We start from the raw sequence: 19,216 nt of genomic DNA, 5'->3' as shown, positions 1-19,216 counted from the left end.
GCCCCCGACCGATCAGACCGGCTTCGGCGGCAACGCGGGCGGCGTCGAATTCAGCGGATACCCGCCGTGCGGCGGGATCATGCCGGGATGCGGCGCACTCGGACGCCAGAACATCGGGCCCGGCCTGCTGCGATCGCGCAGCGCCCACATCCGCCAGGTGAGCACCGGGTGGCTGGCCATCGCGTTGACCAGCCAGATGAAACCACCCCGGTCGAGCGCGGCACGGTCGGCCATCTCGTCGACACCGACATCGGTGTTGAGGTACTTGCCCGCGGCGAGCGTCGCCATCGCGGTGGACGCGCCGTGCGGCCGGAAACAGAAGCCGTGATTGTCGGCGGTGTACTCCTGGGCACGGATCAGCGACGACCCGAGTATCGGCAGCCACGGTGCGACGAACATGCCCAGCTGGCGCCAATAGGAGACGTGACCAGCGGCGATATGGCCGACTTCATGCCCGATGATGAACGCGAGTCCGTCGGGCTCACGCGCCGCGCCGCCGATTTCGAACAGGTCGCTGTAGACCACGACGAACCGGCGGAACCCGTGGCCCGCGGCGAACGCGTTGATCTGGCCGTTGCCCAGGATGACGTAGGCGTCCGGCGCCTTGTACATCCCGAATCGCGCCGCCGCCTCCTGCACCATCCGATAACCCTCGGGGAACTGGGTGGGCGACATCTTCACCCCGTTCACGCGCTGGGTCGCGAGATTCAGACCACGACCCGCCCACAGCAGCACCGGCGCGAACAACAGCAGCAGCACATACGGACTGGTGACGATCGAACTGGTCTGCTCCACACCGTGCTCGTCGACGATGGGATCGGCGAACAGCTCGACCGTCATGAGCGCGAGCGCGAGCAGGTACGCGACCGCGGTGATCATGATGACGACGATCAGCAGCGGGATCTCCCACGGATGCCGGGCGGGACGATCCCACGGCATGAGTCCGCGCGGTCGGTGCTGCGGCGGTGCGGGCGGACCGCTCGGCGGGTAGTAGCCAGGGGCGTACTGGCCGGGCGCGACCGGCGGATACGGGCCGGCCTGCGGCTGAGGTGGGCTGTCCTGCGCGGGAAATCCGCCCGTCCGCGGATCGGGCTGGGCCCACGGCGAGGGCGGCGCTGTGTCCTTGTCCAGTGACGGTGTTCGGTCGGGCTGGTGTCCGGTGTGCTCCGGCGGGGAACCTGCCGAATGCGGGGAATGCGGTTCGTGCGGGTGCATGAAACGACTCTAAGCGGGCCTGCGACAATCGCAGCCATGCGCGTTTACCTGGGTGCCGACCATGCCGGTTTCGAACTGAAGAATCACGTCAAGGCTCATCTGCAGGAGGCCGGAGTGGAGGTCGTCGACTGCGGCGCCCTCGAATACGACGCTCTCGACGACTACCCCGCCTTCTGCATCGAGGCGGCCCGACGCACCGTCGCCGATCCGGGCTCGCTCGGCCTGGTCTTCGGCGGCAGTGGCAACGGCGAGCAGATCGCCGCCAACAAGGTCGCCGGCGCTCGCTGCGCCCTGGCCTGGAGCGTCGAAACCGCGGTGCTGGCCCGCGAACACAACAACGCCAACCTGATCGGCATCGGCGGCCGCATGCACTCCACCGCCGACGCGCTGGCCATCGTCGACGCGTTCCTCGCGGCCGCGTGGTCGGACGAGGCGCGTCACCAGCGTCGCATCGACATTCTCGCCGACTACGAGAAGACCGGCATCGCCCCCGAAATCCCCGCGTACTGACGTAGTGCCGGAAGGACATACCCTCCACCGGATCGCCGACCTGCATCAGCAGCGGTTCTCCGGTGGGGTGGTGCGGGTTTCGAGTCCGCAGGGGCGGTTCGCCGAAGGCGCCGCGCTGGTGGACGGGCAGGTGCTGGAGCGGGCCGAGGCCTATGGGAAGCATCTGCTGCATCACTATGCGTCCGGATTGACGGTGCATGTGCATCTCGGGCTGTACGGCACTTTCAGCGAGGCCGAGTTGCCGATGACGGCACCGGTCGGGCAGGTGCGTATGCGAATGCTGGGGGCCGCAACAGATTTCGGCACCGATCTGCGCGGGCCCACGGCGTGTGAAGTGCTGATGCCGCCCGAGGTGGACGCGCTCACCGCACGCCTCGGCGCCGATCCGTTGCGCGCCGACGCCGACCACGAACGAGCGGGCGCGCGAATCCGGCGCTCCCGCAGGGCGATCGGCGCACTGCTGATGGACCAAGCCCTGATCGCCGGTGTCGGCAACGTCTATCGCGCGGAAGTCCTTTTCCGCCACGGCATCTCGCCCTTCCGCCCCGGCACCTCGATCACCCCTACCGAATGGGACGCGCTCTGGGCCGACCTGGTCGACCTCATGCCGATCGGCGTCACCACCGGCCGCATGCACGTGGTCCGGCCCGAACACGACACCGGCGCACCGTCTTACACCAAAGACCGCCCCCGCACCTACGTCTACCGCCGCCAGGGCGAACCCTGCCGAGTCTGCGCCACTCCCATCGCGCACAAGGTCATGGAAGCCCGAAACCTCTTCTGGTGCCCCACCTGCCAGCCCCGCTGACAACCGCCGGTGTGATTCCCGCCGGTGTGCGAGCATGATCGGATGACGCAACCCGGGCCGGAATATCATGGCGCCGATGGTGATCCGCGCTACCCGTCACCGCGCAAGTTACGCAACGTAGCGGCCAACCTCGCCGACATCGTGCTTCCCTACGGTGTGGTCGTGGTCGCGTTCGTCGCTGTTGTGCTGCTCGTCGGTCACGACTGGATGCTCGACATGGATGACCAGGCCCCGGTGATGTTCGGGTCCATGATCTTCCTGGTGATCCTGCTGGTGACCAACGCCACGGTGCTGCCGAGTGTCTTCGGCTCGACCGTCGGTCAACTTCTGATGGGCCTGAGGTGGATCCGCGGCACGGATGGCGTCAGTCCGAGCGCACGTGACATGTGGCGAGCATTCCGGCAGCACCGCATCGTTTTTCGGCTCGGCGGCGTCGCTCAGTGCGCGCCACTGATCGTCGTGGTGCGCAGATGCGACACCACCGAGGACCGGTCTGCCGTAGCGGTCGACACCCCCGGCCAGGCTGCGGTCACCTATCTCGAACACTGAGCGCACGGCCACGATGCGGGCCGTCGACGCGCCGTAACCAGTCGGTGCCCCCGATGCCGAGCACGGACTCCCGTGATGTCACGACTCGATCCGGTCGAAATCGGCTGAGCCGGAACGCGAAGTGCAGGCTTCGCGATCCGACTCAGCCGGCGACCGCCGTTCCCAGTTCGGGGTCGCCCGATTCAGCGAGCGCGAAACGCCGCCCGCCCGCCGATTTCGCCGAGTACATCGCGCGGTCGGCGCGACGCAGCAGGTCGGTGAAATCGCACGTCTTTCCCGGTGGACAGAACGCGGTGCCCACGCTGGCCGAAACCGGCACGGGGCCCGCGCTCGACCACACCGGGTCGCGCAGTGCGGCGACCACGAGGTGCGCCAACTCGCCGAGGGTGTCGCGGCGGGGGTTGGCCGCCACCACGAACTCGTCGCCGCCGTATCGGCAGATCACCGTGTCGGGCGGGCACACCTCACGCAAGCGGTTGGCCAGTTCGACCAGTACCTCGTCGCCGATCGCGTGTCCGTAGCCGTCGTTGATCTGTTTGAAGCGGTCCAGGTCCACCACCAGCACACCGACACCGCGGCTCGGGTCGGCGGCGAACGCGCGCACCCGTTCTTGCAGCAGCGTGCGGTTCGCGAGATCGGTGAGGGCGTCGTGAGTCGCCTCGTGGCGCAAGCGGTGCTGCAGCGCGGCGATCTCCTGTACGCGCAGTGACACTTTCGCCGAAATGTTCTGTTCCTGTTGCGCCAGAGCGCGTTCCTGCAGAGCCTGTGCGTAGCTGTCGATGGCCTGGCTGGCCACCAGCGGCCAGCGGGTCGCCACCAGCGAACCCGGAACCCCCGAGGGGAAGCCGAGCAGCCAGCGACTGGCGTGGGCCAGCATCCTGGTGCGTTCGAACGGCGCCTCGGCCAACCGCGCGCCGAGCTTGCGCGCCTGTGGAACCGGGAACGGTTCGGTCCGAGCCAGGTGCAGCAGCCGCTCGACGATGTCGACGAGCACCGGCTCCAACTGGTGCGGCGCCGTGGAAGAGCCCGGTTCGGCGCAGACCGCGCGGGCCCAGGCGCGGGCCATCGCGGCAACCGGTGGCTCGATGTGGACAGTCATCGACATCACCGGCGGTAGGTGGCGACGAACTTGCCACCTCGATCATTCGCACTGCTACGCGGTTGGGTCCACCGAGTTCGGCACACGCTCACCGCCCCCTTTCCAGATACCCCCGTCCGGCAAAAAGGATCCTAGCAAGCCACCCGAGACCGAAAAGTCACGTTCTGCAACGCGTTCTCTGGTCTCTCGCGAATGGCGATCGGGTATGACATCGCTGCAGCGTCTCCGGCGTTACATATTTCCCGAAAAGAAATTTCGTGAGCCGAAACATACAGCGTGATGCCCTCCGCTGGGCGGTGGACGTTGCGTCGCCATGGGTCCCTCCTGGCACGGGGTGCGAGTCGTGACGATGTGGCAGTAGTCGTCACGCGCATTCTCATGGTGGCCTACTCGCCGCCCACGTGCCGGGTTTTTAAGGAAAATTCTCCTATTTAATCCCCCGGTGGAGCAGGCGCCGGTCCCCATGGGCGCATCAACCATCGTCGCCGGGAGGGGGTTTCGGGGATAGGGTCATTAGGCCCTAATCGGGCATGGCGAGGGTTGGTCGCGTGGGCAGTGGGGTACACCGGCGGCCGACACGCATCAATGGGGCAGGCAGGGGCCGGATTGGCATTTTTCGCGCGGGGTTCGGTACAGTCGTGGCGCACACGACATCGTGGCGATCCCATCGATGTCGTATGCCTGCGGGTGTAGTTCAATGGTAGAACCTCAGCCTTCCAAGCTGATGGTGCGGGTTCGATTCCCGTCACCCGCTCAAACATGTATTGCCTCCACGGTGCTCTCGCCGGTGAGGTATCGGGGTGTAGCGCAGCTTGGTAGCGCATCCGCTTTGGGAGCGGAGGGTCGCAGGTTCAAATCCTGTCACCCCGACCATCACCATTCGCCCAGCTCAGGCTTGTAGGAGACGGATGCCCACGCAACGCAAGGTCGCGATCGTCACCGGAGCCGCCCGTGGCATCGGCGCCGCAGTGGCCACGAAGCTCGCCGCCGACGGATACGCCGTCGCCGTCCTCGATCTCGACGAAGCCGCCTGCGCGGGCACCGTCGCCGCCATCGAGGCCGCCGGGGGCGCCGCCCTCGCGGTGGGTGCCGACGTGGCCGACGAAGCGGCCGTCGCCGCCGCGGTGGAGCGGATCGCCACCGAGCTCGGCGCGCCGACCGTGCTGGTCAACAACGCGGGCGTGCTGCGCGACAACCTGCTGTTCAAGATGTCGGTCGACGACTGGGACACCGTCATGAACGTGCACCTGCGCGGTGCCTTCCTGATGACCCGCGCCGTGCAGAAGTACATGGTCGAGGCGAAGTTCGGTCGCATCGTCAACCTGTCGAGCACCTCGGCACTCGGCAACCGCGGCCAGGCCAACTACGCCGCGGCCAAGGCGGGCATGCAGGGGTTCACCAAGACCCTCGCCTTCGAACTCGGCAAATTCGGCGTCACCGCCAACGCGATCGCGCCCGGCTTCATCGAAACCGAGATGACCGCGGCCACCGCCGCCCGGGTCGGCGCGGACTTCGAGGCCTTCAAGGCCGCTGCGGCCGCACAGATCCCGGTGAACCGGGTCGGCACGCCCGAAGACATCGCCAACACCGCCGCGTTCTTCGTGAGCGAGGGCGCCGGCTTCGTCTCGGGCCAGGTCATCTACGTGGCCGGTGGCCCGAAGGACTGAACGTCGGTCAGGCGCAGCCGAACCGGAAGTCCGCCCGCGCCTCCGTGCCCGCGGCCACGGTGACCCGCACCGGCTCGGTGACGGCCAACCCGCAGCCGCCGGGCACCGTCACCACCTTCGCCTCGTAACACCCCGCGGGCAGCGCCACCGTGGCGCGCCCGTCGGCCCCGCTGACCAGCGTCGCGACCACCTGTTTCGCCTCGCACGGCGTCACCTCGATATCGGCCCGGTTCACCGGAACCGGCTCCCGTCCGGTGAACGTCCACGCCGTCAGCGTCCCCGTTCCCTGCGGTGCTGGATCGGCGCTCGCGACACCGCTGACCATGAGCGGAGCGAATACGGACAGAGCGAGAAATGTACGGCGCATGAACCTCTCCTCGTCGATGAGTCGGGTCGTCCGCTGCTGATGGTAGGCCCATCGGGTTGGAAATCCGCACGTCACACCCGGGTTCGACGTTGACGATTCGGCGACGGGTCCCGGCGCCCGGCGTTGCGATGTCGCGTCGACAGGCTCAGTCGGGCACGGGCGTGATGCCCGCGCGTTCACTCCAGACCTGCTCGGCGGGGACGGAGATCGTGGTCATCTCGGGGTAGCGCAGGGCGGAGAGGGTGCCGCCGAAGACGGCGCCGGTGTCCAGGCAGAGGGTGTTGTTGACCCAGGTCAAGGTGTGGACCGGCGTGTGGCCGTAGAGGACCGTGGGGGCGCCCCGATAGTCCTTGGCCCAGTCGTAGCGGACGGGATAGCCGTGTTCGTCGAGCTCACCGGTGGGGGCGCCGTAGAGGGCGAAGGAGCGGGCTCGGCCCGACGTGCTGCCGTGCAGGCTCTCGGGCAGACCCGCGTGGGCCACGACCAGCGCGCCGCTGTCGAGGAGGTAGTGGCTCGGCAGGGTGCCGAGGAAAGCGTGTGCGGCCGTACGGAATTCGAGGTCTTCGTCGGCCAGTTGGGACAGCGACTGTTCGAGGCCGTGCGCGATGCGGACATTGCGGCCGTCGAGGGCGCGCATCAGCTTGTGATCGTGGTTGCCGGTGACGCACAGGGCGGTTCTCGCGGCCACCATCCCCATCACCAGACGCAGCACCCCGGGTGTGTCGGGGCCCCGGTCGACGAGGTCGCCGACGAAGACCACGGTGCGCTCGCCCGGGTGGGCGGCGCCGATCGGGCGGCCGCGGACGTCACGGTCCAGGACGTAGCCGAGTTCGCCGAGCAGGGTCTCCAATTCGGAGCGGCAGCCGTGGACGTCGCCGATCACGTCGAACGGTCCGGTCAGATCGCGGCGATCGCGGGGGAGGAGCTCGGTGCGGCGGGATTCGGTCATATCCCTTCCATCGTCGTGCAGGGCGGGCCCGCGCCGCAACCGTGTTACCGCGCGGTGGGAATCGCCGAGTCGGGCCAGACCCAATCGGCCACGACCGGGATATCGGCGCCCTGTTCGCGGGTCCAGCGGCGCGCGATCAACCGGGCGTCGACGATCTCCTGGCGCAGACCCGCCGCCCGCTCGCGCAGACCCGGAACACGGTCGATCACGTCGAGCACCAGATGGAAGCGGTCCAGATCGTTGAGCATCACCATGTCGAAGGGCGTGGTGGTGGTGCCCTTCTCCTTGTAACCGCGCACGTGCAGGTTGGCGTGGTTGGTGCGGCTGTAGGTGAGCCGGTGCACCAGCCACGGGTAGCCGTGGAAGGCGAAGATCACCGGGCGGTCGGTGGTGAACAGGGCGTCGAACTCGGCGTCGGGCAGGCCGTGCGGGTGCTCGCCCGCGGGCAGCATGCGCATCAGGTCGACGACATTGACGAACCGAATCCGCAGGTCCGGCAGCCGATCCCGGAGGATCGCCACCGCGGCCAGAGTTTCCAGGGTCGGCACATCGCCCGCGCACCCGAGCACGACATCGGGCGTGGTGCCGGGGTCGTCGTTGTGACACGCCCACTCCCAGATTCCGAGGCCGCGAGTGCAGTGCAGCCCCGCCTCCTCGGCCGAAAGCCAGTCCGGCCCCGGCTGTTTGCCCGCCACGACCACGTTCGCGTAGTGCAGCGATCGCAGGCAGTGGTCGTAGGTCGACAGCAGGGTATTGGCATCCGGCGGCAGATACACGCGCACGATATCGGGGCTCTTGTTCGCCACCACGTCGAGGAAACCGGGATCCTGATGGGTGAACCCGTTGTGGTCCTGACGCCACACATGCGAGGTGAGCAGGTAGTTCAGGCTGGGGATCTTGCGCCGCCACGGCACCGCCGAGCTGGCATCGAGCCATTTGGCGTGCTGATTGAACATGGCGTCGACGATGTGGATGAACGCCTCGTAGCAGGTGAAGACGCCGTGGCGGCCGGTCAGCAGATAACCCTCCAGCAGGCCCTCACACATGTGCTCCGACAGCACTTCGACCGCGCGCCCGACCGTCGACAGATCCACGTCCCAGCGCCCGACTTCCTCCTGCCAGTCGCGTCCGGTCACCTCGAGAATGTCCTGCAACCGATTGCTGACCAGTTCGTCGGGGGCGAAGGTGAGGAAGTTGTGCGGATTGCGGGCGGTGACATCGCGCAGCCAGCCGCCGAGGACCCTGGTGGCCTCGTGCTCACCCGCACCTGGCGACACGACGTCCACGCAGTAGTCGCGCCAGTCGGGTAGATCGAGATCGCGAATCAGCAAGCCGCCGTTGGCAACCGGGTTCAGGCTCATCGGATTCGCGGGCACCTGCTGGAGCAGGGCCGGTACCGGCGACCCGTCCCGGCCGAACAGTTCCTCCGGCCGATACGACCGCAACCACAGCTCCAGCACCCGCCGGTGCTCGGAGTCGGTGCGCGCGTTCGGCAGCGGCACCTGATGGGCGCGGAACGTGCCCTCCACCCGTTGGCCGTCGACCACCGGGGGACAGGTCCAGCCCTTCGGCGTGTGCATCACGATCATCGGCCAGCGCGGACGTTTCGTGTCCCCGTCCTCGCGGGCCGCCCGCTGGAACTGCGCGATCCGGTCCATACAGGTGTTCATCGCGGCGGCCATCGCCTGGTGGACCGGTGCGGGGTCGTTGCCGGAGACGATCAGCGGTTCGTAGCCGTAGCCACGGAGCAGCTCGATCAGTTCTTCCTCGGGAACGCGGGCGAGGATCGTCGGATTGGCGATCTTGTACTCGTTGAGCGCGAGGATCGGCACCACCGCGCCATCGCGGCCCGCGTTGAGGAATTTGTTCGCGTGCCAGCTGCCCGCCAGCGGACCGGTCTCGGCTTCGCCGTCACCGACGACGCAGAACACGACGAGATCGGGGTTGTCCAGGGCGGCGCCGTAGGCGTGCAGCAGCGAGTAGCCGAGCTCACCGCCCTCGTGGAAGGACCCCGGCGTCTCCGGCGCGCAGTGGCTCGGCACACCGCCGGGGAAGGAGAACCGATGGAAGAATCGGCGCATGCCGTCGACGTCGCGGGGGATGTCCGGCTCGAGCTGGGCGTAGGCGTCCTCCAGCCACGCGCAGGCGTTGGGGCCGGGGCCGCCGTGACCGGGGCCCGCGACATAGACCGCGTTCAGGCCGCGGTCCCGGATCACCCGATTGGCGTGGGCCCACACCAGATTCAGGCCGGGCACGGTGCCGAAGTGGCCGAGCAGGCGCGGCTTGATGTCGTCGGGGACCAGCGGGGTGCGTAGCAGCGGATTGCTCATCAGATAGATCTGGCCGACCGCGAGATAATTCGACGCCCGCCACCACGCGTCGACGGCGACGAGTTCCTCGCGCGAGAGCGGACCGGGCGCGTCGGTGAGGACGTAAGGCTTCGGGGCGATGGTCTCGCCCTGACCGTCTCCCACATTGTCCGCCGCGGTGTCGCCCACGGTGGTTTCGGTCATCGCGGACTCCTCGAACTCGATGAGGTCACGGCGCCGTCCGCGCCGCGGGGGCCTGCACGGGCGCCGATCGAGGACCGGCGACACCGGTGGAGAAACGCACCGCCGAGCCTACCGTCGTGCCGGTTCCCGACGCCGCAACGGCGGTCGATTACTCTGCGGGCCATGCATTCTCTCGGCAGGATCATCGGAATCGGACTCGTCGCGGCCGCCGCGATCACGACAGCGGCCTGCGGCTCCGACACGGATTCGAGCAGCGCGCCGAGCTCGAGCGCGGCCGGCGGGAGCTCCGCGAGCACAGGTCGCGAATGCACCGCCGACGACGTGAAAGTCAGCGGCGGTTACGGCGAGGCGCCCAAGATCACCATCCCCGACAGCTGTGACCCGCCCAAGACTCTGATCACCAAGGACCTGGTGGTGGGCACCGGGCCGGGCGCGGTGGCCGGCCAGCCGCTGACGATGAACTACGAGCTGGTCACCTGGTCGGACAAGCAGGTACTCGACAGCTCCTTCCAGCGTGGTAAGCCGTTCGGGCTCACCCTCGGCGCGGGCCAGGTCATCCAGGGCTGGGACGAGGGGCTGATCGGCGTGCAGCAGGGCACGCGCAGGCTGCTGATCGTGCCGCCGAACCTCGGCTACGGCGAGGGCGGCAACGGTGTGCCGCCGAACGAGACGTTGGTCTTCGTGACCGACGCCGTGCAGGTCGGCCGCTAGCGGCACCCTCAACCAAACACCGATTGCGCGAGCGCGCAGGCGGTCAACTACCCTGGTCGAGATGCGCATTGTGCGCCGCACCTGGCTTAGCCGTGCCTGACTATGGCGCGTCGCCCCCTGTGGGGACACCACCATGAACTACGAACCAAGGAGTATGTCCGTGAAGAGCACCGTCGAGCAGCTGAGCCCGACCCGGGTCCGGATCAACGTCGAGGTGCCCTTCGAGGAGCTGAAGCCCGACTTCGACAAGGCCTACAAGGCGCTGGCGCAGCAGGTCAAGATCCCCGGCTTCCGTCCCGGCAAGGCTCCGGCCAAGCTGATCGAGACCCGTGTCGGCCGTGGCGCCGTGCTCGAGCAGGTCGTCAACGACGCACTGCCGAACAAGTACGCCGAGGCCATCCAGACCTCGGAGGTCAAGGTCATCGGCCAGCCCGAGATCGAGATCACCAAGATCGAAGACGGCGAAGAGCTGGCGTTCACCGCCGAGGTCGACGTGCGTCCCGAGATCGCCCTGCCCGACTACTCGGGCATCGAGGTGACCGTCGATTCCTTCACCATCGGTGACGACGACATCGAGGAGCAGCTCACCTCGCTGCGTCAGCGCTTCGGCACCCTCACCGGTGTCGAGCGTGCCGTGGCCGATGGCGACTTCGTGTCGATCGACCTGTCGGCCACCGTCGACGGTGAGGACGTCCCCGAGGCGGCCACCACCGGGCTGTCGCACGAGGTCGGTTCGGGTCAGCTGATCGAGGGCCTCGACGAGGCCGTCATCGGCCTGAAGGCCGGCGAGTCCGCCGAGTTCACCTCCACCCTGGTGGCGGGCGACCACGCGGGCAAGGAAGCCGTGATCACCGTGACCGTGCAGTCGGTCAAGGAGCGCGAGCTGCCCGAGGCCGACGACGAGTTCGCCCAGCTGGCCAGCGAGTTCGACACCATCGACGAGCTCAAGGAAGACCTGAAGGGCCGCGTCGAGCGCGTCAAGAAGGTCGAGCAGGCCGGTTCCATCCGTGACAAGGTGCTCGACACCCTGCTCGAGACCGTCGAGGTCCCGCTGCCCGAGGCCGTCGTCAAGGCCGAGGTCGACGCCGTGGTCCACGACGCCGTCCACGGTTTCGACCACGACGAGGCCAAGCTGGCCGAGGCGCTCGAGGCGCAGGGCTCCTCCCGCGAGGAGTTCGACAAGGACACCCAGGAAGCCGCCGAGAAGTCGGTGAAGACCCAGCTGCTGCTCGACGCCATCGCCGAGGCCGAGAACACGCAGGTCGGCCAGCAGGAGCTGACCGAGCGAATCCTGTTCCAGGCGCAGCGTTACGGCATGTCGCCGGAGCAGTTCATCCAGCAGGTGCAGCAGGCGGGCCAGCTGGGCGCGGTCTTCGCCGACGTGCGACGCGGCAAGGCGCTGGCCGGAGTTGTCGGTCAGGTGAAGGTCACCGACTCCGAGGGCAATGTGGTCGACACCACCGAAATGTTCGGTGACCCTGCGGAATCCGCTGACATCGAGCTGGACGAAGCCGCTGCCGAGTAGGTTTCGGCGGCGTGATTTGATTGCGCTGTGAGCGAAGAAGGGCGGTGCCGGGAGTTCGGCGCCGCCCTCCTTCGTTAGTGTTTGTGACGACGAACCGTATTCGTATGGCCGTAGCAATCGGTGAGAAGAGAAGGCAGGTATCCGTGACGATCAACCAGGCAGGGGTCATGACAGCCGCTACCGCTGGACTCAACCTCAGTGATTCTGTATACGAACGGCTGCTTCGCGAGCGCATCATCTTCCTGGGCACCCAGGTCGACGATGAGATCGCGAACAAGATCTGCGCGCAGATCCTGCTGCTCTCGGCCGAGGACGCGACGAAGGACATCGCGCTCTACATCAACTCGCCCGGTGGCTCGGTCACCGCGGGCATGGCCATCTACGACACGATGCAGTTCGCCGAGTGCGACATCAAGACCGTCGCGATGGGTCTGGCCGCATCGATGGGACAGTTCCTGCTCACCGCGGGCACCAAGGGCAAGCGTTTCGCGCTGCCGCACACCCGGATCATGATGCACCAGCCGTCGGCGGGCATCGGTGGTTCGGCGGCCGATATCGCGATCATGGCCGAGCAGTTCGCCCACACCAAGCGTGAGCTCAACGAACTGCAGTCGCTGCACACCGGCAAGTCGGTGGAGCAGGTGACCGAGGACGCGGACCGCGACCGCTGGTTCACGGCGAAGGAAGCCCTGGAATACGGCTTCATCGACCACGTGGTCACGCACGCGAACCAGGCGAAGTAACCGCCGCCGTCCCCCCTCACTCGAGACAAGCTTGGAGATAAAGATGGCCAACCTCTTCGACCCGCGCGCCGGCCACGGCTCCGGTGCGAGCCTGCCGCAGTCGCGCTACATCCTGCCGCAGTTCACCGAGCAGACTTCGTTCGGCGTCAAGACTTCCGACCCGTACAACAAGCTGTTCGAAGAGCGCATCATCTTCCTGGGCAACCAGGTCGACGACGTGTCCGCGAACGACATCATGGCGCAGCTGCTGGTGCTGGAGTCCCAGGACCCCGACCGCGACATCACCATGTACATCAACTCGCCCGGTGGTTCGTTCACCGCGCTGATGGCGATCTACGACACCATGCAGTACGTGCGCCCCGACGTGGTGACGGTCTGCCTGGGTCAGGCGGCCTCGGCCGCCGCGGTGCTGCTGGCCGCGGGCGCTCCCGGCAAGCGCGCCGCGCTGCCCAACGCGCGCATCCTGATCCACCAGCCGTCCTCCGGCGGTGTGCAGGGCCAGGTGTCCGACCTCGAGATCGCCGCGGCCGAGATCGAGCGGATGCGTCGCCTGATGGAAGTCACCATCTCGCGCCACACCGGCAAGCCCGAGGAGCAGGTGCGCAAGGACACCGACCGTGACAAGATCCTGACCGCCGAGGAAGCCAAGGAATACGGCATCATCGACCAGGTCTTCGATTACCGGAAGCTCAGCGGACAGAAGTGACACGCCCGGGCCCGCTGTCCTGATCTGGGCGGCGGGCCCGGCTTTTTCAGCCGCGGTGGCTCACAATGGTGAGGACCCGCACAACCCTTCACATCGAACATGCGCGAGTTGTCGACCTGTCTCGCGCACACCAGGTACGGTCGACTCAGGGACCATTGCTCTGATTGACGGCACCGAGACGTATTTCCGGCCCAATCGGGGGACGACGGTCGCACTCGGACAAGGAAGTAGGGACCTACGAGATGGCGCGCATCGGAGACGGCGGCGATCTGCTGAAGTGCTCGTTCTGCGGAAAGAGCCAGAAGCAGGTCAAGAAGCTCATCGCGGGCCCTGGGGTGTATATCTGCGACGAGTGCATCGACCTGTGCAACGAGATCATCGAAGAAGAGCTGGCCGAGTCGAGCGAAGTGAAGCTCGACGAGTTGCCCAAGCCTTCGGAGATCCGGGATTTCCTCGAGAACTACGTGATCGGCCAGGACACCGCCAAGCGGACCCTCGCCGTCGCGGTCTACAACCACTACAAGCGCATTCAGGCGGGCGACAAGGGCCGCGACAGCCGCGGTGAGGCCGTCGAGCTGATGAAGTCGAACATCCTGATGCTCGGCCCCACCGGTTGCGGCAAGACCTACCTCGCGCAGACCCTGGCCAAGATGCTGAACGTGCCGTTCGCCATCGCCGATGCCACCGCGCTCACCGAGGCGGGCTATGTGGGTGAGGATGTCGAGAACATCCTGCTGAAGCTGATCCAGGCCGCCGACTACGACGTCAAGCGCGCCGAGACCGGCATCATCTACATCGACGAGGTCGACAAGATCGCCCGCAAGAGCGAGAACCCGTCGATCACCCGCGATGTGTCGGGCGAGGGCGTGCAGCAGGCGCTGCTGAAGATCCTGGAGGGCACCCAGGCGAGTGTGCCGCCGCAGGGCGGTCGTAAGCACCCGCACCAGGAGTTCATCCAGATCGACACCACCAACGTGCTGTTCATCGTGGCGGGCGCGTTCGCGGGCCTGGAGAAGATCATCTCCGACCGCACCGGTCACCGCGGCATCGGCTTCGGCGCCGAGGTGCGCTCCAAGGCCGAGGTCGACACCGACGACCACTTCGCCGATGTGATGCCCGAGGATCTGATCAAGTTCGGTCTGATCCCCGAGTTCATCGGCCGCCTGCCGATCGTCGCCTCGGTGACGAACCTGGACAAGGAATCGCTGGTCACTATTCTCTCCGAGCCGAAGAACGCACTGGTCAAGCAGTACGTTCGCCTGTTCGAGATGGACGGCGTCGACCTCGAGTTCACCGCCGACGCCCTCGAAGCGATCGCCGATCAGGCGATCCTGCGCGGCACCGGTGCTCGCGGCTTGCGCGCCATCATGGAAGAGGTCCTGCTGCCGGTGATGTACGACATCCCCGGCCGAGACGACGTCGCCAAGGTGGTCGTGAACGCCGACACCGTCATCGACAACGTCCTCCCGACGATCGTGCCGCGCAAGGCGCAGCGTCCGGAGCGTCGCGAGAAGTCGGCGTAACAAACCAACGGCAAAGGGCCCCTTCGGATCTGATCCGGAGGGGCCCTTCGCTGTGCGTCGGTGGAAGCTAGGTGACGGCCGGATTACCCAGGCTCGGCGCGGCCAGGGGATCGTCGGCGTCGTCGGCCGGGATCTCCGCGCTGGCACGGACGATCGCGGTGCTGTAGCGGGCGCTGGCGGCATTGTGGATGAGCAGTGCGACACCGATCATCACCGGGGCCACCGCGTGCACAGCGGCGTCGTACCAGTGCTGTGCGCTCAGGTGTGGATAGGTGTTGAGGGCGATGGTCAGCGTGAGCAGGAACAGCTCGGCGATCAGCACCTGGTTGCGGTTGCCCATCACGCCCCACTCGGCCACTCGCGTGGTGCCGATCATGATGATGATCAGGCACACGCTGATCATCGCCTCCAGGCCGAAGCTGGCCCAGTAGAGCGGGTCGGTGGGTCCGCCGGGGGCGATGTTGTGCTGGACGTTCACCGCCGACCACAGCATCCCCGTGATCACCACGCCGGCCAGCGCCCGCAGCGACCAGGTGCGGTGCTGATAGAGCGAGGCGAGGCGGGCGCGCGGGTTGGACTCGCGACGTTGCGCGGCGATGGCCTTGCGGGCCAGCATCAGGTCCGACATCTCGGCCCGCTCGAGCTCCGCGGTGGTGTCACGCAAGCGGTCGGCGTGCGAGGAGGCGGCCTTGATGTGCTTCCAGCGCTGATCGCGCTCGTAGGTGCGGATCTTTTCGGCGAGTTCGCGCTCCGCGCGCAACTCGTCTTCGGACAGCGCGTCGGTCAGTGCCGGGTCGGACTGATAGGCGATGCGACGCCTGGCCCGTTCCACCCTTACGGGTAGAGCGGTGACCTCGTGGTCGAGCGGGTGTTCCTCGCGCATCGCAACTCCAGGTAGCAAAAGGGTTCGCCGGGTCGCGTCATTGTTGCGCATCGAGCGGGCAGAGAACACCCGCGGGCCTGAATTGCTCGACCCGCAGGCGCTGAAAATGTCTGGCGCACAACTGTGTAGCTGTCGATGTAGCGCAACGGGAGACGGTGACGACCGTTCGAGAACGGGTCGCGCCCGGGCCGAGGAGCTTCGTTGATCCTCCGTGGTTCGCCGTTGAACCTTGATCCCGCAAAAGTGCTTCTGATGATGTGTCGTTGCTGGTCACCGCGGTGTTACGCCCTCCTGAACCGCCCGTCATTTCGTCCGTTTGGTCCGTCTTGCAGGGCCTTCACTGAATACGACGGGTTCGGCAAGCAAAACTCATCGGCGTATCCTCGCGGTGTGTCGGACTGGTGCTGCCGATTTCGTGCTGTTTACTCGGTCCGTCAATCAGATGTTCGAGTGACGAGTGGAAGCGGAGGAGACATGGCACTGCCTACGATGACCGCCGAACAGCGCACCGAGGCGTTGGCCAAAGCGGCTGCCGTGCGCAAGGCGCGCTCGGAACTGATCGGCAAGGTGAAGGAGGGCAAGGTCACCGTCGCCGATCTGCTCAAGAAAGCCGACAGCGACGACCTGGTGAAGAAGACCAAGGTCGCTGCCGTGATCAAGGCACTGCCGGGCGTCGGTCCGGTCAAGGCCGCCAAGCTGATGGACCAGGCCGAGATTCCCGAGGATCGCCGTATCGGCGGCCTGGGTGCTCGTCAGCGCGCGGCCCTGCTCGACGCCCTCGAGGCCTGAGCCGATTCGCGATCCGACGCCCGTGGAGCTGGATGCACGGGCGTCGGGATGGTCTGTGATTCGTAGTAGGTGATTTACACGCAGTAGGTCAGCAGAAAGTCGTTGATCCGCAGGCGCCATCCCGGTTGCAACTCGATCGGGAGGGTGCCGACGCGAGACCAGCGTTCGCTGTCGGGGGCGGCGAAGAAGGTTCCGGAGGTCGCGGGGGCCTCGCGGACGAACACCTTGCCACGGTCGGGGGCGACGAAGGCATGGACCCGCGAGACGAGCCGATCGCGTTCGATCAGTATCGGCGTCGCCGCGGAAGCGCGAACCGATTCTTCCCCCGAGGGGTTGCGGCCGAGGACGTAGGGCCGGTCCAGTGGGTAGCTCAGCCCGTCTTCGGTGACCAGGGCGCCCCGCGAACCACTGTGGGACGGCGCACCCTTGCTCAACGCGACCGGTTCGGCGCGCTGGGCGGCATCGAGTGCTTGGGACCAGGCGCGGGGCGCGTTGGCGGCGGGTGAGCTGCGCGGACCGGTGCTCACGGTGACGCCGTCGGAGTTGCTCGATCCGGTGCCTGCGACATCGCCGGTGGTCGGCCGGCTGCCCGTGCTCACCGTCTCGCTGTCGGGTCGGCCGCCGTCGGGCTGGAAACCGGAGGTCGCGGGTTGGTCGGGTGTCGGCGCCGGGAATCCCGCCGTGGCCGGGAGCGCGTCGCTGGTGTCGGCGGATCGCGCGGTCGGTGGGCGCAGGGCTTGGAAGCCGGTCGCCTCCGTCGGGGCGGGCTCGTCGACGGATTCGACCCGGCGTGGTGGGGGATTGCGGCGCCGGCCCAGGTTGAGCACGAAACCGTTGCCGGTGACGATGCCCGCGCGCAGGTCGGTGCGGGGATTGGCGCTGGTGGGGTCGGCCATCTCGGCGCCGACCGCGATCCGGCGGACAGGTTCGCGGATGATCTCGTCGACCCAGGTGAAGGCCCGGTCGCCGGCGAGGCGGCGATTGCCCTCCGCACCGGAGATCTCGGCGATCACCGCGCCGCGCAACAGGATCAGCATCCCGTCGGCGGTCGGGGCGAGCACGCCGAAAGGCGGTGGGGCAGAAGCGCCGCCGAACACCACGCCCGCCAGGCGCTGCGCCAGGGCCGCACCGGGCGCGCTCGCCGCGGTGTTGTTGGCGACGGTTTCCACCGCACCGAGTAAGCGATCGGTCGACGGTGTCTCCCCGGCCAGATAGACGACGACATCGCCGAATCGAGCGACGATCCCGGTCCCCGGCACGATGGCCACGGTGGACGAATGCGCGTGCATCAACGCCTCCTTGTCGGACTGGCCTTCACCGCTGCCTCGGCCGACCCCGCTGTGCGGCAGACCGCGACCTTGGTCTCCGCCGCCAGCATAGATGGACCGGCGCCCGGGGATAAGGTCCGAAGGTAAATTTCGAACGACGTTCGTACCAAACGATGTTCGTCAGCCGCGTAGGATCCGCGCATGAACGCCGCACCCGTCAGTCGCCGGGCCCGACCGGCGAAAGTCCCGTTGAGCCGCGAACTCGTGATCGAGACCGGACTGCGCATCCTCGACACCGAGGGCGCGGCCGCGCTCACCATGCGCCGGGTCGCCAAGGAACTCGACACCGGCGCCGCGTCGCTGTACGTCTACCTCGCCCATCGCGACGACCTGCTGACCGGCATGCTCGACCACGTTCTGTCCCAGGTCAAGGCGCCCACCGAGGGTGACTGGCGTACCAGGGTGACCCAGTTGGTCGAGTCCGCGATCGAGGCACTCGGCCGCCACGACGGTCTCGCGCTCGTCGCCTTCGGCCGATTTCCCACCACCGAACACGCCCTCGGCCTGATCGAGCAGTTGGTGGCCCTCCTGCGCGACGGCGGCCTCGATCCCGCGGCCTCGACCTGGGCCGTGGACCTGATCTACCGGCATATCGCCGCCGAGTCCGTACAGCGCACCGCCGGTGACATCCGTGCGCGCTGGGCTCTGCGCGCGCTGCTCAACGGGATCATCGCCACCCCGGTGGCCGGTGGACCGGCCCGGCTCGCGCGCGAGGACGAGATCGCGGCGCTGCAGGAGATCGAGCGGCGGGCCGGTGCGCCGTTCGCCGAGGTGGGCATGACCGCGATCGCCGACGACGACCCGCCCTCGCGAGAGGTGTTGCGGGCCTTCGTCGTCGAGGGGCGGGCGTGGGTGTGGCCGGACGACGACGATCAGCCGATCGGTTACCTGGTTCTCGGGCTGGTCGACGGGCAGCCTCATATCGATCAGGTTTCCGTCGACCCGGCCCATGCGGGGGCGCGGATCGGCAAGCGGCTGATCGACCATGCGGTGGCGTGGTCCAAGAGCAACGGCCTCGAGGAGATCACGCTCACCACGTTCACCCAGGTGCCGTGGAACGGTCCGTATTACGAACGTCTCGGGTTCACCTACATCCTGCCTGCTGACGAAACTCCTGGGTTGCGGGCGATACGTGCCAGTGAGATCGCTCATGGGCTCGACGAATGGCCGCGGGCTTGTATGGGGGCTGACCTGGCTGGTTGGAGAAGTGACTGATCAGGGGTGGGGGTAGTCCCGGGACGGTTTGAGGCTGTGTTTGTTGGCGCGCTGGCGCGCGCGTGTCCGCGGCCCTGAGGGGCCGCCGGTCAGGCGCCGCGGAATCGCTCCTTCGT

At 67.3% G+C, this 19,216-nt stretch carries 17 protein-coding genes, 2 tRNA genes and 1 pseudogene; 13 read left to right on the top strand and 7 right to left on the bottom strand.

What is annotated here, in order from left to right:
- Positions 1-12: 12 nt before the first annotated feature.
- Positions 13-1,215, bottom strand: a complete 1,203-nt coding sequence (locus tag ACWGCN_RS34960; protein WP_387449336.1) for a M48 family metallopeptidase — start codon at positions 1,213-1,215, stop codon at positions 13-15.
- 36 nt (positions 1,216-1,251) lie between these two features.
- Between ACWGCN_RS34960 and ACWGCN_RS34955 the strand changes: the two genes are divergently transcribed.
- Genes ACWGCN_RS34955 through ACWGCN_RS34945 form a run of 3 tightly spaced genes read left to right on the top strand, consistent with a single transcriptional unit; the run spans position 1,252 to position 3,082 of the window.
- Entirely contained in the window at positions 1,252-1,725 is a 474-nt protein-coding gene (locus ACWGCN_RS34955) for a ribose-5-phosphate isomerase (RefSeq protein ID WP_378995616.1), read from the top strand.
- A 4-nt stretch (positions 1,726-1,729) separates the two neighbouring features.
- Positions 1,730-2,533 (top strand): Fpg/Nei family DNA glycosylase, encoded by an 804-nt coding sequence (locus ACWGCN_RS34950; RefSeq protein ID WP_452459984.1) that lies wholly within the window; start codon positions 1,730-1,732, stop codon positions 2,531-2,533.
- Positions 2,534-2,575: 42 nt separating this feature from the next.
- Complete coding sequence (locus tag ACWGCN_RS34945) at positions 2,576-3,082, top strand: RDD family protein (RefSeq protein ID WP_452459985.1); 507 nt, start codon at positions 2,576-2,578, stop codon at positions 3,080-3,082.
- Positions 3,083-3,224: 142 nt separating this feature from the next.
- On the opposite strand, the gene ACWGCN_RS34940 is transcribed toward ACWGCN_RS34945, so the two are convergent.
- On the bottom strand, positions 3,225-4,181 hold the full coding sequence (locus ACWGCN_RS34940; protein ID WP_067456742.1) for a GGDEF domain-containing protein: 957 nt from the start codon (positions 4,179-4,181) through the stop codon (positions 3,225-3,227).
- A gap of 683 nt (positions 4,182-4,864) precedes the next feature.
- On the opposite strand from ACWGCN_RS34940, the gene ACWGCN_RS34935 reads away from it, so the two are divergent.
- The 3 genes from ACWGCN_RS34935 to fabG all read left to right on the top strand — a co-directional run bounded on the left by ACWGCN_RS34935 (position 4,865) and on the right by fabG (position 5,848).
- A tRNA-Gly gene (locus ACWGCN_RS34935) sits at positions 4,865-4,935 on the top strand.
- Positions 4,936-4,977: 42 nt separating this feature from the next.
- Positions 4,978-5,054, top strand: a tRNA-Pro gene (locus tag ACWGCN_RS34930).
- A gap of 35 nt (positions 5,055-5,089) precedes the next feature.
- On the top strand, positions 5,090-5,848 hold the full coding sequence (gene fabG / locus ACWGCN_RS34925) for a 3-oxoacyl-ACP reductase FabG (protein WP_378995622.1): 759 nt from the start codon (positions 5,090-5,092) through the stop codon (positions 5,846-5,848).
- 7 nt (positions 5,849-5,855) lie between these two features.
- Here fabG and ACWGCN_RS34920 read toward each other — a convergent pair whose 3' ends face one another.
- The 3 genes and pseudogenes from ACWGCN_RS34920 to ACWGCN_RS34910 all read right to left on the bottom strand — a co-directional run bounded on the left by ACWGCN_RS34920 (position 5,856) and on the right by ACWGCN_RS34910 (position 9,677).
- Positions 5,856-6,215, bottom strand: coding sequence for a hypothetical protein (locus tag ACWGCN_RS34920; RefSeq protein WP_378995624.1), 360 nt, complete (start codon positions 6,213-6,215; stop codon positions 5,856-5,858).
- A 175-nt stretch (positions 6,216-6,390) separates the two neighbouring features.
- A pseudogene (locus ACWGCN_RS34915) lies at positions 6,391-7,137 on the bottom strand (metallophosphoesterase); the annotation flags it as partial.
- Positions 7,138-7,208: 71 nt separating this feature from the next.
- A complete protein-coding gene (locus ACWGCN_RS34910) occupies positions 7,209-9,677 on the bottom strand; it encodes a phosphoketolase family protein (protein WP_452459986.1) in 2,469 nt (822 codons plus the stop codon).
- 162 nt (positions 9,678-9,839) lie between these two features.
- On the opposite strand from ACWGCN_RS34910, the gene ACWGCN_RS34905 reads away from it, so the two are divergent.
- The 5 genes from ACWGCN_RS34905 (at position 9,840) to clpX (ending at position 14,885) form a co-directional block, all read left to right on the top strand.
- Positions 9,840-10,388: an FKBP-type peptidyl-prolyl cis-trans isomerase gene (locus tag ACWGCN_RS34905; RefSeq protein WP_378995631.1), complete on the top strand. Its 549-nt coding sequence runs from the start codon at positions 9,840-9,842 to the stop codon at positions 10,386-10,388.
- A 160-nt stretch (positions 10,389-10,548) separates the two neighbouring features.
- Positions 10,549-11,913, top strand: a complete 1,365-nt coding sequence (gene tig, locus ACWGCN_RS34900) for a trigger factor (RefSeq protein ID WP_387449353.1) — start codon at positions 10,549-10,551, stop codon at positions 11,911-11,913.
- Between the two features lie 167 nt (positions 11,914-12,080).
- Complete coding sequence (locus tag ACWGCN_RS34895; protein WP_067456898.1) at positions 12,081-12,656, top strand: ATP-dependent Clp protease proteolytic subunit; 576 nt, start codon at positions 12,081-12,083, stop codon at positions 12,654-12,656.
- A 43-nt stretch (positions 12,657-12,699) separates the two neighbouring features.
- Entirely contained in the window at positions 12,700-13,362 is a 663-nt protein-coding gene (locus ACWGCN_RS34890) for an ATP-dependent Clp protease proteolytic subunit (protein WP_378659420.1), read from the top strand.
- A gap of 242 nt (positions 13,363-13,604) precedes the next feature.
- Positions 13,605-14,885, top strand: a complete 1,281-nt coding sequence (gene clpX / locus ACWGCN_RS34885) for an ATP-dependent Clp protease ATP-binding subunit ClpX (RefSeq protein WP_378629984.1) — start codon at positions 13,605-13,607, stop codon at positions 14,883-14,885.
- Positions 14,886-14,952: 67 nt separating this feature from the next.
- Here the strand turns inward: clpX and ACWGCN_RS34880 are convergent, their stop codons facing one another.
- Positions 14,953-15,768: a hypothetical protein gene (locus ACWGCN_RS34880; RefSeq protein ID WP_378995636.1), complete on the bottom strand. Its 816-nt coding sequence runs from the start codon at positions 15,766-15,768 to the stop codon at positions 14,953-14,955.
- Positions 15,769-16,242: 474 nt separating this feature from the next.
- Here ACWGCN_RS34880 and mihF point away from each other — a divergent pair, with 474 nt between their 5' ends.
- The gene (gene mihF / locus ACWGCN_RS34875; RefSeq protein WP_019045768.1) at positions 16,243-16,557 is read left to right on the top strand and encodes an integration host factor, actinobacterial type; all 315 of its coding nucleotides are present in this window, start codon (positions 16,243-16,245) and stop codon (positions 16,555-16,557) included.
- Positions 16,558-16,631: 74 nt separating this feature from the next.
- Here mihF and ACWGCN_RS34870 read toward each other — a convergent pair whose 3' ends face one another.
- Positions 16,632-17,846, bottom strand: a complete 1,215-nt coding sequence (locus ACWGCN_RS34870) for an FHA domain-containing protein (protein ID WP_452459987.1) — start codon at positions 17,844-17,846, stop codon at positions 16,632-16,634.
- Positions 17,847-18,026: 180 nt separating this feature from the next.
- On the opposite strand from ACWGCN_RS34870, the gene ACWGCN_RS34865 reads away from it, so the two are divergent.
- On the top strand, positions 18,027-19,100 hold the full coding sequence (locus ACWGCN_RS34865; RefSeq protein WP_452459988.1) for a GNAT family N-acetyltransferase: 1,074 nt from the start codon (positions 18,027-18,029) through the stop codon (positions 19,098-19,100).
- Positions 19,101-19,216: the final 116 nt, after the last annotated feature.

This window comes from Nocardia sp. NPDC055050 (genome assembly GCF_053608345.1).
The sequence above is the reverse complement of the archived record's forward strand: the minus strand, read 5'-3'. Positions and strand labels throughout refer to the sequence as shown.

Coding starts and splice junctions, on each gene's coding strand:
- ACWGCN_RS34960 (WP_387449336.1), bottom strand. CDS start 1,215: ATGCACCCGCACGAACCGCATTCCCCGCATTCGGCAGGTTCCCCGCCG.
- ACWGCN_RS34955 (WP_378995616.1), top strand. CDS start 1,252: ATGCGCGTTTACCTGGGTGCCGACCATGCCGGTTTCGAACTGAAGAAT.
- ACWGCN_RS34945 (WP_452459985.1), top strand. CDS start 2,576: ATGACGCAACCCGGGCCGGAATATCATGGCGCCGATGGTGATCCGCGC.
- ACWGCN_RS34940 (WP_067456742.1), bottom strand. CDS start 4,181: ATGACTGTCCACATCGAGCCACCGGTTGCCGCGATGGCCCGCGCCTGG.
- fabG (WP_378995622.1), top strand. CDS start 5,090: ATGCCCACGCAACGCAAGGTCGCGATCGTCACCGGAGCCGCCCGTGGC.
- ACWGCN_RS34920 (WP_378995624.1), bottom strand. CDS start 6,215: ATGCGCCGTACATTTCTCGCTCTGTCCGTATTCGCTCCGCTCATGGTC.
- ACWGCN_RS34910 (WP_452459986.1), bottom strand. CDS start 9,677: ATGACCGAAACCACCGTGGGCGACACCGCGGCGGACAATGTGGGAGAC.
- ACWGCN_RS34905 (WP_378995631.1), top strand. CDS start 9,840: ATGCATTCTCTCGGCAGGATCATCGGAATCGGACTCGTCGCGGCCGCC.
- ACWGCN_RS34895 (WP_067456898.1), top strand. CDS start 12,081: ATGACAGCCGCTACCGCTGGACTCAACCTCAGTGATTCTGTATACGAA.
- ACWGCN_RS34890 (WP_378659420.1), top strand. CDS start 12,700: ATGGCCAACCTCTTCGACCCGCGCGCCGGCCACGGCTCCGGTGCGAGC.
- clpX (WP_378629984.1), top strand. CDS start 13,605: ATGGCGCGCATCGGAGACGGCGGCGATCTGCTGAAGTGCTCGTTCTGC.
- ACWGCN_RS34880 (WP_378995636.1), bottom strand. CDS start 15,768: ATGCGCGAGGAACACCCGCTCGACCACGAGGTCACCGCTCTACCCGTA.
- mihF (WP_019045768.1), top strand. CDS start 16,243: ATGGCACTGCCTACGATGACCGCCGAACAGCGCACCGAGGCGTTGGCC.
- ACWGCN_RS34870 (WP_452459987.1), bottom strand. CDS start 17,846: ATGCACGCGCATTCGTCCACCGTGGCCATCGTGCCGGGGACCGGGATC.
- ACWGCN_RS34865 (WP_452459988.1), top strand. CDS start 18,027: ATGAACGCCGCACCCGTCAGTCGCCGGGCCCGACCGGCGAAAGTCCCG.